The following is a 13,438-nucleotide window of genomic DNA, read 5'->3' on the forward strand; positions in this document are numbered from 1 at the left end:
CCAGGAGATAAATGGCTATATGGGTTGGTATTGCAAAGATAGAATTAAATCAACACTCGGAGGACTTAGTCCTCTAGATTATAGAAGGAGTATAGGCATAGCGGTCTAAAAAAATGTCCGCATGCCCTTTGGAGAAGTGGAATTTAAATTTTCATTTTAGGATTTTCAAAAACAAGTGGAATTAACTTTGACTCAGTCCATATCTTGTGTTATAGTAGAAGGACGAATTATAACTGTTCAACAGGTCTGCACTCGTTACAGTACACGGGCACTCCATGCCCGTGAAAAGGCAACCTTGCACACACGTTATGCTGACTGTGATAAGACATGAACAGGAAGATAAAGAATCCTGTAAACTTCGTTTAACTGACTGACACCTGCAGACGCAGCTCTGTTTAATCCGGAGATTTCCGGCACAAAGCTGCATGATGTTCCAATATATGGGGGTAATTATTTGAAAATCCAGGAATCCGCTGAAAACTATCTTGAGACAATTTTAATGTTAAGTGAAAAACAGCCGTATGTGCGTTCTATCGATATCGCGACCGAGCTCGGCTTCTCGAAACCAAGCGTCAGTGTCGCAATGAAAAATCTCCGGGTCAACAATCTGATCCTGGTAAATGACGAGGGACACATTACACTGACCGACGAAGGCCGCCGGATCGCCGAGACGATCTATGAGCGCCACACGGCCCTCTCCAAATGGCTGATGGACCTCGGAGTCAGCGAAAAGACAGCTCTCGAGGACGCGTGCCGTATCGAGCACGATATCAGTGCTGAGAGCTTTGCGGCGATCAAGGAACATATTAAGAAATATTCTTCTGAAGCGAAGAATTGAGTAATGTAAAACTTCTCTCGAAAGTTCCATTTTCATTATGAACGTCCTTAAAAATGTCTGAAATGCAATTCAACAAAAAAGCGCAGCGATCACAGACTCCAATAAGTCCATGATCCTGCGCTTTTTATTGCCGCGCGCGATTTCCCGCACACTTTTCTTTTTATTGCTCCTCAGTCCTTATAAGCGAATCCCACAAAGGACAGCTCGCATCCGCCTGCCACGCGGCGGAAAATATTTACAACCGTACTCATCACATCGATAAACACATTGTCCTTCGTCTCAACTCTGACCCGGCTGCAGTCATCAATGATCTCGGCATCCCGGATATCCGGAAGTTCCAGGACTTCCCGCATGATCTCCGATGCCTCCTGCTCCGAAATCTTCTTTGAAAGCTGATAAAATCTTCCCATGATCTGCTCCATTTCCCTCCCGCAGGAGTTGCGTTAAAAGCGGCCGTTCCCATCGGAAGTTTTTCATGTGATCCGGGTGGATCGCGAGCCGTTTGTTAGGTGCTGCTAACTATTTTTATCATACACCTTTTTGCAGAAAATGGAAGATTCTTATTGAGAACTTTTCTCATTTAAGTAAATTATCATTTATGACATGCAATTTTTTTACACGCACACTATGGCGACATTTTACCGATATTTCGCATTTCAGATCCGTAGAATATCTGAACACAGGGCTTTTCCTGCCATGACTTTTCCAGAATCTTTATAGTGCAGTACTATTTCACCCACACACCACTTGCATTGACCTTATATCCATCCGGAGTTGTCGTATTCGTCAGCATATATCCGTCAGAGCCCATATAGTACCAGAGTCCGCTCACCGGCGACTGGAACCAGGCATTTGTGAGGTAGCCGCCGGACTTTTTGTCCACCCACCAGCCTTTGGAATTGCTCTTCCACTGGTAGAGAGTACCTTTGCTGTAGAGGTACATATTGGAGAGCACACCTGACGCGCAGACATTATTGATCACAAATCTCTGTCTCCATGTCTTTCCGTCGGAATCCTTCGCCTGGATTTCAAAGACACCGGCCTGTCCTGTATAGGAGGACTTTCCTTCCGACTTTCTCGCGTTCCAGTCCAGTGTATACTGGAGAGTACCGCCTTTCTTTACCGTTCCGAGAGACGCGCTGAAATCCCGGATCGGATTTCCCATCCCATCATATGCCCTTACCGTATAAGTCGCACTCGCTGCCGCCTCCGTAAACGTCACGACGGTTCCTCTCTTCACGATCGGCGCGTCCTCCGTCTCTTTCTTTCCCGATGTATTTGTCACAGTCACATTCGTCGTCCCCACATAGGAACTGTCCGCACTCTCAACTCTCCAGGTAAATCCGGCAAACGCCGTGATCTGGAATGCTGCCGCGAAGATGCATGCGAAGATAGCTGTTTTGATCGATTTTTGCATAGCAATCCACCTCACTTAAATTTAGCACTCATCTCATTATAGCTTATCTCCGAACGAAATGCAACTTGACGAGCCTTACGCTTCTCTTATAAAAAAGTGGCAAAATGGGGGCGGAAAGAAATGACATGAGAAAATATTCTTTGAATCTTGAAACCACTTTCGTCTTATGCTATAAGGCCATTAGGCTAAAAGATAGAAGCTATCCATGTCGATTACCCTCATCATTTTTCCCGTCTACGCGGTCTCGTCCTGACAGCCCCTATAGCCATCCCTAGCGGCCACCAACAAAAAACCAACCCAAAGAAGTCGCCAGAGTGATATTCTAACCAGGCAATTCTACGCCACACTTTCAGTCTCCACCAGTCTTCAGGAACTTCCTCCGTTCTCAGGGCCTTGCCGCCCACATCGGGTACAATTTCCCCTACAAATCGTTCAAAGGTCGCCTGTGTTTTTAATGCTTTTTGAAACCAGGTTTCATTCGGGTAGGTGAGTATCTCCACCGATATATTCGGATAAGCAAACTCATAATCTATGTAGTCCGATGTATGTGCTTCACCATAGTGCTTATATATATAATTCTCACATGTTCTAATTACCTTGCCAGACACAAACACTACCGTCATCAACAGGAATATCAGCAGCCCTAAACGTGTCCTTTTATCCAAGCCGGCACTTCTCAACTGTTTTTTCGTTCTCTTAATAAAAATCACACCAGCAACAACACTCACCACATACGCCGGACGGCGCAAAGTAATCAACATTGAGTATGTTTTCTTCCCAAATATGCCTACCAGTCTGTATGGATCGAACGCCAGCTCCAACGAAAAAACAAATGAAAGCATGACCAATAATAATGTCGGAATGCTAATCAAAATTAGAACGTTCAAATAGAATCGCTTTACCTTTTTAATGCCAATTTTGTCATACAATAACCAAAACAATGCATCTACCAACAAATTGTAGAGATCACCTATTTTATACAAAATATTCATGATTTTTATAATTCCCCTTTGTATTTTTCTATTTAAGAAGGTATGGAACATAATATTTTCCACTCAAGCAGTAGAAACAGTAAAGGAATGACTCTCAAAAACATAACCAGACAGAAAATAAAAAAGCAGACATATCCTGACCAGCCTGTACGCAAAAGACGCTGCCGCCTTTTCTTATCGAACAGACTCTTTTGAGCAACTTTACCAATACTGCTTATTCCACAAAGTACACTTAATGCCTTCTCACCATCAAGCCCTGGAATTGGCACTATATTACCAATTATAAGAATAATGTTGAAAAACGCAATGTTAACCAGCTCATAAGCCCAATCATAATGTCTGCCGATCAGAATCAGACAAATCCCTGTAATCAAAAGATTTACTTCAATCCCAGCCAGTCCGAACTGCATCTGCTCACTTTTTCGTGAATTTATCTTATCATCGACAGATATATACGCCCCCGTCGGAATTATGCTCCAAAACGTGATTCCTATATGGTCGATTTTCTGGCCAGCTGAAATAGCTGCCAGTAAGTGTCCCGCTTCATGTAAAATGACCGAACACATACTAAGGAAAATGAGAAGCGGCATGCTGCACTCATCTCCAACATGCACATTTTTTATTCCCGGCTGACATACCCCTAATACAAAGATACTGACAGATACAATTGGAAGAAACATGTTTAATACCTTAAAAATGCTTCTATGTTTAAATTTTTTATTAAGGTTTAGCAGAATGAAGAGCGTCTCTCGCCCGACTCGCATAAATCTGGGTGTTTCAATTAAGCCGTACTTTTTCAAATCAGCAAGTATCTGTGGGTCATTGTACGGCGGTTTAAATGGCTCCGTTCCATCTGCATCTAAGAGTTCATAGAGCAGCCCTCTTTCAAGTTCAAATTTTCCATAAGCATTTTCCATATAGGGGCGTATACGTTGGTTCTTGTCTATGAAGCCCCGCAAACGTGTCCCTTTTTTTAGGACCGGATACATTGTCTATCTTCCCTCCGCATGTTCGCTTTCATTCTCTCATGACATTTTCTTGTCATCAGTCTTTAAACTCCAACGCCCCTTTCAGCCCGTTTGATCCATAATTAATATACTGCTCATCTTCTTCGTGACCATCAATAACTGCCAGCGACTTTTCGAGAAGTGCTCTATAATAATCTTTCGAATCCTTGGAGACTTTTCCCACTGCTAATCGATGCAGGCATTGGTAAGCATCGAACATCGGACTAATCAAGGCATCTATATAGAACCATAAACGCTTTTTATCATATTCTATCGACGTCTTAAGAAAATACGAATATTCCATGACGACTTCGCCTTTTTCCATGTCCATTTTTATACTTGGAAGCTCTCTTTTCGCATTGAATTCAGTTATGTACAGCGCAACTAATGCCAACGAATTGCACTGAATTCGAAATGGGAAAGTCGACCTGCAGACCAGCCTTGAATCTCTCAGGTTAATTTGCATCCGAAATGGCATGTTATCTTCCCCGAGCATAACTTCGATCACTCTCTGAGTGTCTGCGTCATAGATATATTTCAATCCGTGTTCTAATAAAGTTTCCTGAACACACATAAAGAGTTTTTCTTCTTCTGGATCAAGTTCTTTTTCTCTTCTCTCAAGTTCAGCGAGTGCGGCTTCCATCTGTGCAATTATATCGAGAGAACCGGATATATCAAGTTCGTCTTCATCACCAGATTTAATACCGTCAAAATCCGTCCTATTGTTTTTGTCCATTTCACGATCATCTCCATATCTATCGTTATTCTTAATGCATTGACGCCCTGTATAAGTACTATGAAGCAGCAACTCTAATTTCCGAAATAAATATCAATTTCGATGTTTATTCCGTCATGGAAGCAGCTGCAGAAATCATCTAAGATTTTTATGTCGAAAAAACGGTTCTTATATTGTTCCATTCTGGTTTTTAAAGGCTTTTTACAGTTGTTTAAATAGATATTTGTGAAGCCTGAGTCTGAATCCACCAACAAAAATCCGCCTAATATCCGTATCAAGCTCAACAGATCTATCCATAGCCGGTTGTTTCTATAGATCATTAAAGGCTCTTCCAATAATATGCTCACTCCATTGAGCACAATGGTTTTCTCATCCGCCCGGATAGATGCTTTATATCGTGGATATGTTTTCTGCCATGCCAACTCCATTGATGTGTCATTATACGCTTCGTGGTTCCACAAATGTGTCGCAACGAAAGACTTTTCCTCCAAAAGAGACATGCTATTAGGGAGAAACATGGAACTTATGGAATATCCGAAATCGACATGAACCCACGCCCCATGAATTTTTACAGCATTCCACACATGGGGTTTCCAACTATGTATCTCATGTGCTTTACCATATATCAAAAGAGTTTTGATACCCATCTGAGAGAGTGTCAGGGTTGCGATTGCGCTAACTGTCTGATACAGCTTAGCGCTATTTTTTGACAATATATTGGCCAGATATCTGCCAATCTTATTTGGGCTTTTAAGCTGAAAACTTTCTTTTATAAACTCATCGAATTTCTTTATCTTTTCATATGGATCTTCGCTATTCAGGATTTCCTGATTCAAAATCTCAGCAATCTCTGAGCCCAGATAAATCAAGTCTTCAACGTCAGCATTAAAGATAGATGTAATACCTACATTATACCCCTTTCCCAATTCTGTAGATATATCAGTTGAATATTCTTCAAGCTGCGTGCCAGCAAAACAATAACTAAAATCGCTATCGATTTCTCGAATCTCACGTCTAATTTTTTCAACTCCATAATTATATTGTATGGAAATGACGCTTTTTCTCCAAAAACAGTATTTGGATAAACTCATCGCTTTTTTTAATTCTTCTGGAGTCGACACGCAGATTTCCACTATATGATTCATCTTTGATCACTCCCCGCCGCGTTTATGCCTTCCAAAAAGGTATAATTTCAGTCATGTCGCATCTATAGATCCACTCATTAAAACATTTTTTATATTTGTTTGCGATATCAGGATATTTCTTTCCTATCTGTGCCCATAAAATTTCTTCCGGTGTTTCAGGATGCAGCTGTGTCATGATCTGCATATACTGATTCCGATTCTCTTCAAGATAATACGCTGAGCCATTCTGCACATTCAAAGCTTTTATAAAATGTACATTCGCCATCTTTTCCAACATCTGTTCCGTGTTGGTATCATATCCCGTTTTGGCAATAGCACGCAGAAAATCCCAGGATAAATTTTCGAATGTAAATTCATATTTCATAAAGTAGGTACATAAGAGCTGACGTCCATTTTCAGTCTCACTCAAATCGCGTACCACCCGTTGGAATAAAGGACTCGACATATAATTTAGCTCTCTGGCAGCCGCTTCTACTGGAAGTTCCAAGAGCCATTCGCTGCTTTTTTCGCTTTCAGGGTACTGTTCAAGTGCGTTTTTTTTATTCTTCAAAAAGTCCACTTTAAACAGACCGTTATCAAGATTCAGAAGGCAGTAAAAGGCGTCTCCCTGGCACATGACAGCAGCATTATTGCCGAGATAACGCATCGCATAAACCATCAAACGGCAACAACCTTCATTATTTCCTATATGAAAGAGTGCCGGATTGATGATAGTTGAATCGTGAAGCAACGGCGACTCATACCTTGGACGCTCTGAGATATGTGTTACGATATAATCGTATACCGCTGCCGCTTGAAAAAAACGGCTTGAACCTCTTCTTGCCTCAAAAGTGATTCTGTCCATTACTTTATCCAGGTCAGCGGTTGTGGTTAACATCTTGTAGGTGAGCTGAATTTCATCCCCCTCTACTGAAAATCCATTTAAGAAATAGAACTCTGGGTGATCATTGCGCAATGCCTCTATCGATGCGGTGATATTTTCATCAAGCTCAGGGTCGGTAAAATTTATTTTGAATTTATCTTCACGTTCAATAGCAAGTTTGTTGATAGTTTCATAGTAAAATTGGGCTGTGTCTGAAAGACTATCGCGGTAAAATGTCGATAAGCTTTTTCTCATTGTAGTTTCTCCTTATCCCATTGGTAATCCCTTATTCTTCGCAAGTCTCTTTTTCCAACGTATCATCAATTTCCATTAAAAATAATTCTGCATGATCATTTTTCGTTGTATAGCAATGATATTTTCTTTTAATACCCCAATATGTTTGCTGATAATACCTATGCTGATGCGTGCCTTACACGAATCACAGATAAGCACCATACATATCGTCTTGAGATGAACGGTATAAATATGCGTGAAACAGAATGAGGTCATTTAACGGTACTTCGTACCGTTAAAAATGGAATAGCCGTTCCGCAGTAGCGGAACTGGCATTCCATTTGAGCGTAATTTGCAAACCCAGATTCTGCGGAATATGCCCTCTATACCCAATGACTCAACTTGCGAACAAAATTAGCCATAATTCCAGAGCATTATCAGATATTCATAAATCTCTTAAAATGTTGTAATGAAACGCCTTCAGAAAAGAGCAACTACACTATCATCAAAAACATATCACTTTTTGATTACATTTTTTGCCCATTTGAAAAATGACTGCCCTAATTCGAATAGAAACGGTTGTATATTCTTTAGTTCAACTTTTTTTAACATTTTAATATATTGGACAACGGTTTTTCTATCATTTGTTGATAGTTTCTCTTTAAAGGCAAGCTCTCTAATCTTCATATACAAAGTCTGATATTCTCGTTCTATATTCTGCGTTTTCTCTGCATCACTATTCGTGATATCGATTGTAAAATAATCAGTCCCATCATAAACAGAAAAAGGCATTTCTTCAGCCGTTTTGTATTCCACTACTTCTTTCTTTGCAGAATCAATGAGAATCCTAGCAGTTGGAACAGTATATTTCAATCCATCACAGGAAATTGAAAAAAGCAGAAAACAATCAACTATTGTGCCATCTCTAAAATCCACCACAGGATGAGAAATGGAGATGCCATCAGGAACATACTCCTCAATTCCTTCTGACAGCAGAACCTTATATATTTGATCGTATGACATTTCTTCGCCCATAAATCCTCCTATCGGATAATTGATGTAACATTCATTGGCCTGCCCGACAGTGCGTTTCCGACCTGGAAAGTAGTGTAGAATTTTGAATTATCCACGCCCCCCGTACCGGAATCACACACATAAAATCCCAACACATTTCCATAGCGATCTTTTTTTACGCTCGTGACTGTTATGGCATGGAGATCTCTGTGATTTGACCATCCATTATAGAGCATTCCTGCATATACTGAGATTATTACACCTCGTCCATTGGATATAGCATCAGCAATGTTATCTACTGAAGCTTCACTAAGTTCACTATTTATCCCAAAGTGTTGAAGAATTTGCTGCCGCGTTTTGGCGGATGTTCCCCCATTATCTTCGGGGAAAGAATTTGTAGTGCACAACGTACCTCTGCCAGACCCAGCAGAAGTCATCGATGCATATTCAACCACTTCGCTTTCTGTAGCTGGATATCCTGCAAGGCGAAGAACATTGACACATGAAACCAACCCACATGTTCCCCAAAAACCATTTACTTTCCCTTGTTTTGAGTCGAGCTTCCCACCTGTTTCAACAGGAGTATTAAATACCATGCTTCCATCAGATTCAATTGCCCAAGTCTGTTTTGTAGAACTTAGTCCAAATGTGTGATTAAAACTTCCCTCACCATGTTCAGAAGATGATTGTCCTGTCGACGTTGTATTGTCACTTCCAGATTGACCAGCAATGAAACCAGTTCCTACAACTGAAGTGCCACCAGATGTTATCGAGGAGGATTTTCTAACCAATTCAGCATATTGAGTAAGCACATGTGAACTTTTTTGAAGAGCACTGATGTATTCATGCCGTGATGCCTCCATTTCCCTCTTATATGATGAAGAAGCAGCTAGAAAGTCATCATTTATCCTTTCAATTGCTACACAAACATCCGATATTCCATCATACTCAGCCTGACAGGTAGCTACAGCTTGATAGTAATAATAAGGAACATCCCCATCTTCGCTATCTCTATCGCCTTCTTCAGCCCTGGCTAATCTCTCTTGAGCAAACATCAACTTTTCATATGCTTGGGTCTGACGTTCCTTCCAAATATCAAGAACATCTAATATATATTGATTCGTATTCCGAATTAAATCTTCGTTATCAGCGATAACGGAATCAATCTGTGATGTAGTATTTTTTAGATCATCATCCAGTGCAAATAACTTAGATGCATTTGCAATTATTTGTCCAATCATATTCTTTCACACCATCAAGTAATGCTCTTCTCGGATTCTTGCAGCAAATGTGCATACTCAATCAGCTTTTCCATAACAACTTTCAAATCTGGAACCGCTTCATTTACTTTGGCTTGAGAACTTGAAACATAGCCTTGAATTACTGCATAACCCTCATCTTGGAAAGTGTTTCCCAACGTCTTAAGCTGATCGGATAACTCTTTGTTCAGAAAAGAAATCTTTTTAATACACTCATTGATGCCTTTCGTTAATTCTATTATTGATCTTGACGAAGCTTCAATCTGTTCACTCATTCTAATCACCTCACATCAAAGTACGAGCCTGTTTCAATGGTTTAGCTGCTTTCTTGAGCATCTCTGCTGTTCCCTCAACAGCAGGCAGACCGACCAGTAAATCTTCTGCCAGCTGTTCTATACGCTGCAAAGCTTTTCGGGATACTCTGTCTTTCATTCCAGATTCTGCACTTGAAAGCCTACTCTTCAGGTTGTTGCAAGCAGTCTTCATCTCAGCACAGTAGGCCTCAACTTCCAAGGCAAACTTCTCTATCTCATCGGGATCTCTGATTATCATACCCTCACTCATGTTAATTTCTCCTTCATCCAAACAAATATGGTCTAAAAATGTGAGTTGTAGAGCCGCCATCATAATACACGGCCGAAATATTATCCAAATCGGCGATGTAATGAATCCGCTCCATGTAATTACTCCAATCGTCACGACTCATTGCAAAAGCAATCTTATGTTCAAAGCATTCAAGCTTTACAAAGCGAGACTGCCTAAGCATCTTTACCGAAGAGTAGGTGACAAGGCTGTGGATACCAAATCTCGGCCCCTTTGAAATCAACTCACAGATATCGTCTCTAGCATCATAAACAATACTATCAGAAGATTCTTCTCTGTCAATTTCTGAATCAGTTTTGCTGATTCCCGGCTCATCAAAATCGGCAAGCAGAGAGTCAATCTCGTTCATCAAATCATTGACCGCATTGTGATTTATGGTTGTATTTTCAGTCCGAATATTCAGCTTATTAGGGAACATGCTCAAATCGGCACCGATAGATTCAATGCCCAACCACACCATGAGCGTTTTAGGATGATTGCCATTTCTGCCGCTTTCAAGAAGTCCATTAGTATACGCACATACTTCTTCTAAGTCCGTTATAATGTGAACGTGTTCATCAGAGAGTAATTCCAACTCGGTTTTAAATTGTGTGTAAAGCTCATCTTTTTTATCAGCAATAATAACAATTTCAGATTCCAAAATCCGAGAAAAGCAGCTGATTGTATAAATAATAACGCTTGCCCTCATTTCGGTATCGGCTCCGATAACCATAACATTTGAGTCTAGACGCTCCTGTAATGAAAAGCAAAAACAGGGGTTCAGATTTGTTGGAGTACCAATATATATCGGAATATTTGATGGTGTTGGCCCTCCATTAACTTTCTCATACTTTTCAATAACCAATTCATCACAGTACTTGCGTCCCTTTCCGTCAATAACCAATACATCTGGTTTTAAATATGCACTACCAAGAATCCTCTTGGCTAATTCTATGCTTTTGACTCTCTCATTCCTTGTAACATAAACAGTACGGTATCTATCAATGACAATCTGTGTTTCACCCACAGCATCTTTGATTCCTCGTTTAAAAATTACATCCCCCTTATCCATGCGATTGATTTTATTCTTCAATGCATCATCATAGAAGCTGTTGTCAATCGAAAGGGTTTCCCGAATCTCAGACATATCATTGGCCATTGCAATTCTAGTCCGAATCTGTTTCTTTCCTTTTTCTGTCAATCCCCTAAGACCATCGCCTATTGCCTGATCGCTAAATACACAGGAAAGACCAAACTTACGGTATTCAGAAAGCATATTTTCCAGTATAAGAACGTACTCCTGTTCATTTTGAATCGCCTGTGTCATTTGATGGAACTCATCTATAATCAGAATGATTCGTGGAAGTGACCGAACACCAAATTTGCGCTTGTATTCGGTAATATTGCTCACACCGACCTGCTTAAATAATTCCATCCTACGCTGGCATTCTTCGTTGACCTTTGACAACAAACTAAATGTAAATTCTGTACCGCGTTCCAATCCTATAAGCTTAACATGAGGTGGCATATTGGAGAGGTATTCTGCAAATTCAACCTTATTGTAATCCACGAGCCACAGTTCAACGTCATCCGGATGATAATTCAGAATAATGGATGTAATGAGCATATGCAAAGTAGTAGATTTTCCTGATCCAGTTGATCCTGATATCAGGGCATGGGCCGTTAATGCGCCACCCAATTCAAGTTCAACAATCCTCTTTCTTGAGTCGACCGCAAATGGAATGGCTAACGCCTGTGTGGATTCTCTGTAGCCATTGAACGAGGTAGTTGAGAAGAAATTAGCAAAACTGTTATCTACTTTAAATCCCTCATTATACGTTGCTTTCACTTCATCAATAAATTTTTCGCAAAACGAACATACGCCATCAAAATGGAAATCATATATTTTACCCTCAAGAGGAATAGTATGACCATTTACTGACGCATTGATTCTGATGAATGTATTTTGAACGGCATTTGGCAGTTCGGACAAATTTCCTTTTTTCGTAAAGATCATACTAATGCCACATTTCGTAGCGTTGTTGATTAGAACATCCAAAGCCTCTTCAGCGGCACGATCCATCTTTTCAGGGAAATCGTTTATAACGACAAGATGCTGAACAATCACAGGTTCGTTGCTTAAATTGTAATCGTAAGCTGAACCTACGCCTGCAAGACGAGAGCAGGTCACATCAACAAACTTTTCAAGTTCTTTGAGTCGTCTGGTAATATCTTCTCTAGATGCATATACCTTTTTGCAAATATCCCATGTAATTATTTCTTCAAGTTTTTGTAGTTGCCCCAAATTTGAACCTCGATCATCAGGATCAATGTATGTAAGGGTAAATGAGTAGGGGGGCATAAACCTAATCCATTTCAAAATGATACTCTGAATTCCCTCCATAACTTCAGTCTTACAACGATCATCATAGTTAATAAGCAGCTGCAATGGTTTTGCCATATCCACAGTCATGGGCACACAAAATCCTCTGCCAGAGCTGAATGCAACAGGCATTTTTTCCTGAATCATCTGATCTACCGGAGAAGGAATGCTAAAAGGAACAGAAATGGCTCCTATCATAATCTGGCCAGGGTACAATAAGCTCGGTTCATAACAGTCCCAGGTTTCATCGAATGCACCTAATTGTTCTAATGTATCGGCAAGATCGGTATCATAATGCACCAAGGTAGGATCACTAATAGCTGTCAATAGTTTATTTTGCAAAGCATTTCCAGCTTGGTTATACGCCTGATCATTTTGAGATATCAAGATGCTCTTTTTCTGATCTGCTACTGCTTTTTCGCGGGCATACTCTGTGTTCGCTGCTGTTTTTTCTTGAGCAAGATATCTGGAACTTTTCTGCAGCTCTCCACAAAGGTACATTCTTCCTGCTTCAATATAATCAAAATAGTCATTTACCATATCCATCATTGATAAATAGCCGTCAATGCCGGTCAGCCGCTTAATCACACTACTAAATGAACCATCATTAATCTTGACTGCAAGCTCATCTATCTCCTGGAAATCAGGCAATTTAGGTGTGAGGCTTGTTGGACGATATTTCTTCTTATACTTTTTCGAGATTTTTGCCTCCGCTTCAGCCAAAGCTTTCAATGCATCTTGGACATTTCTTTGAGCGGATTGATCTTTTGCTAAAGCAAAAGAGATTCTTTGGGTTTTCCTTGAATCCAATTCGGTAAGTTTAGCTTTATATTTTTTTTCTATTTCAGCTTTGTTACTATTATAGATAGAATCTACATCTTTATCTTCTTGTAATATTGAATCAAAATATTTTGAAATCTTAACCGCCCGAATAAATAATGACTCGTTCATGAAAACACACTCCGTTAT

Annotated in this window: 13 protein-coding genes; 1 reads left to right on the forward strand and 12 read right to left on the reverse strand. The window is 40.2% G+C overall.

Annotation, left to right across the window (positions count from 1 at the left end; translation table 11 throughout):
* The first annotated feature begins 454 nt into the window (after positions 1–454).
* A complete protein-coding gene (locus V2546_RS11760) occupies positions 455–838 on the forward strand; it encodes a metal-dependent transcriptional regulator (RefSeq protein ID WP_118298823.1) in 384 nt (127 codons plus the stop codon).
* Between the two features lie 170 nt (positions 839–1,008).
* On the opposite strand, the gene V2546_RS11765 is transcribed toward V2546_RS11760, so the two are convergent.
* The 12 genes from V2546_RS11765 to V2546_RS11820 form a co-directional block, all read right to left on the reverse strand.
* The gene (locus V2546_RS11765) at positions 1,009–1,260 is read right to left on the reverse strand and encodes a hypothetical protein (protein WP_329752403.1); all 252 of its coding nucleotides are present in this window, start codon (positions 1,258–1,260) and stop codon (positions 1,009–1,011) included.
* Positions 1,261–1,565: 305 nt separating this feature from the next.
* Positions 1,566–2,255 carry a hypothetical protein gene (locus V2546_RS11770; RefSeq protein WP_329752405.1) on the reverse strand — a complete coding sequence of 230 codons (690 nt, stop codon included), beginning with the start codon at positions 2,253–2,255 and terminating at the stop codon, positions 1,566–1,568.
* A gap of 221 nt (positions 2,256–2,476) precedes the next feature.
* Entirely contained in the window at positions 2,477–3,247 is a 771-nt protein-coding gene (locus V2546_RS11775; protein WP_329752406.1) for a hypothetical protein, read from the reverse strand.
* 32 nt (positions 3,248–3,279) lie between these two features.
* The gene (locus V2546_RS11780; RefSeq protein ID WP_329752407.1) at positions 3,280–4,236 is read right to left on the reverse strand and encodes a M50 family metallopeptidase; all 957 of its coding nucleotides are present in this window, start codon (positions 4,234–4,236) and stop codon (positions 3,280–3,282) included.
* Positions 4,237–4,291: 55 nt separating this feature from the next.
* Positions 4,292–4,990 carry a hypothetical protein gene (locus V2546_RS11785; RefSeq protein ID WP_329752409.1) on the reverse strand — a complete coding sequence of 233 codons (699 nt, stop codon included), beginning with the start codon at positions 4,988–4,990 and terminating at the stop codon, positions 4,292–4,294.
* 74 nt (positions 4,991–5,064) lie between these two features.
* Positions 5,065–6,135 carry a transglutaminase domain-containing protein gene (locus V2546_RS11790; protein WP_329752410.1) on the reverse strand — a complete coding sequence of 357 codons (1,071 nt, stop codon included), beginning with the start codon at positions 6,133–6,135 and terminating at the stop codon, positions 5,065–5,067.
* 22 nt (positions 6,136–6,157) lie between these two features.
* Positions 6,158–7,252, reverse strand: coding sequence for a hypothetical protein (locus V2546_RS11795; protein WP_329752411.1), 1,095 nt, complete (start codon positions 7,250–7,252; stop codon positions 6,158–6,160).
* 495 nt (positions 7,253–7,747) lie between these two features.
* Positions 7,748–8,266 (reverse strand): hypothetical protein, encoded by a 519-nt coding sequence (locus V2546_RS11800; protein WP_142410917.1) that lies wholly within the window; start codon positions 8,264–8,266, stop codon positions 7,748–7,750.
* 8 nt (positions 8,267–8,274) lie between these two features.
* A complete protein-coding gene (locus V2546_RS11805; protein WP_142410916.1) occupies positions 8,275–9,486 on the reverse strand; it encodes a C39 family peptidase in 1,212 nt (403 codons plus the stop codon).
* Positions 9,487–9,500: 14 nt separating this feature from the next.
* Positions 9,501–9,779, reverse strand: a complete 279-nt coding sequence (locus V2546_RS11810; protein ID WP_142410915.1) for a hypothetical protein — start codon at positions 9,777–9,779, stop codon at positions 9,501–9,503.
* A gap of 10 nt (positions 9,780–9,789) precedes the next feature.
* The gene (locus tag V2546_RS11815; RefSeq protein ID WP_142410914.1) at positions 9,790–10,068 is read right to left on the reverse strand and encodes a hypothetical protein; all 279 of its coding nucleotides are present in this window, start codon (positions 10,066–10,068) and stop codon (positions 9,790–9,792) included.
* Positions 10,069–10,081: 13 nt separating this feature from the next.
* Positions 10,082–13,420 (reverse strand): FtsK/SpoIIIE domain-containing protein, encoded by a 3,339-nt coding sequence (locus tag V2546_RS11820; RefSeq protein WP_329752412.1) that lies wholly within the window; start codon positions 13,418–13,420, stop codon positions 10,082–10,084.
* Between the last annotated feature and the right edge of the window lie 18 nt (positions 13,421–13,438).

Source organism: Clostridium sp. CM74B_53, from assembly GCF_036318045.1.
GTDB lineage: Bacteria > Bacillota > Clostridia > Lachnospirales > Lachnospiraceae > Pilosibacter.

What these genes read in the sequence shown, in the direction of transcription:
- V2546_RS11765 (WP_329752403.1), bottom strand. Translation starts at nt 1,260, where the DNA reads ATGGAGCAGATCATGGGAAGATTTTATCAGCTTTCAAAGAAGATTTCG.
- V2546_RS11775 (WP_329752406.1), bottom strand. Translation starts at nt 3,247, where the DNA reads ATGAATATTTTGTATAAAATAGGTGATCTCTACAATTTGTTGGTAGAT.
- V2546_RS11800 (WP_142410917.1), bottom strand. Translation starts at nt 8,266, where the DNA reads ATGGGCGAAGAAATGTCATACGATCAAATATATAAGGTTCTGCTGTCA.
- V2546_RS11820 (WP_329752412.1), bottom strand. Translation starts at nt 13,420, where the DNA reads ATGAACGAGTCATTATTTATTCGGGCGGTTAAGATTTCAAAATATTTT.
- V2546_RS11810 (WP_142410915.1), bottom strand. Translation starts at nt 9,779, where the DNA reads ATGAGTGAACAGATTGAAGCTTCGTCAAGATCAATAATAGAATTAACG.
- V2546_RS11795 (WP_329752411.1), bottom strand. Translation starts at nt 7,252, where the DNA reads ATGAGAAAAAGCTTATCGACATTTTACCGCGATAGTCTTTCAGACACA.
- V2546_RS11770 (WP_329752405.1), bottom strand. Translation starts at nt 2,255, where the DNA reads ATGCAAAAATCGATCAAAACAGCTATCTTCGCATGCATCTTCGCGGCA.
- V2546_RS11815 (WP_142410914.1), bottom strand. Translation starts at nt 10,068, where the DNA reads ATGAGTGAGGGTATGATAATCAGAGATCCCGATGAGATAGAGAAGTTT.
- V2546_RS11780 (WP_329752407.1), bottom strand. Translation starts at nt 4,236, where the DNA reads ATGTATCCGGTCCTAAAAAAAGGGACACGTTTGCGGGGCTTCATAGAC.
- V2546_RS11785 (WP_329752409.1), bottom strand. Translation starts at nt 4,990, where the DNA reads ATGGACAAAAACAATAGGACGGATTTTGACGGTATTAAATCTGGTGAT.
- V2546_RS11805 (WP_142410916.1), bottom strand. Translation starts at nt 9,486, where the DNA reads ATGATTGGACAAATAATTGCAAATGCATCTAAGTTATTTGCACTGGAT.
- V2546_RS11790 (WP_329752410.1), bottom strand. Translation starts at nt 6,135, where the DNA reads ATGAATCATATAGTGGAAATCTGCGTGTCGACTCCAGAAGAATTAAAA.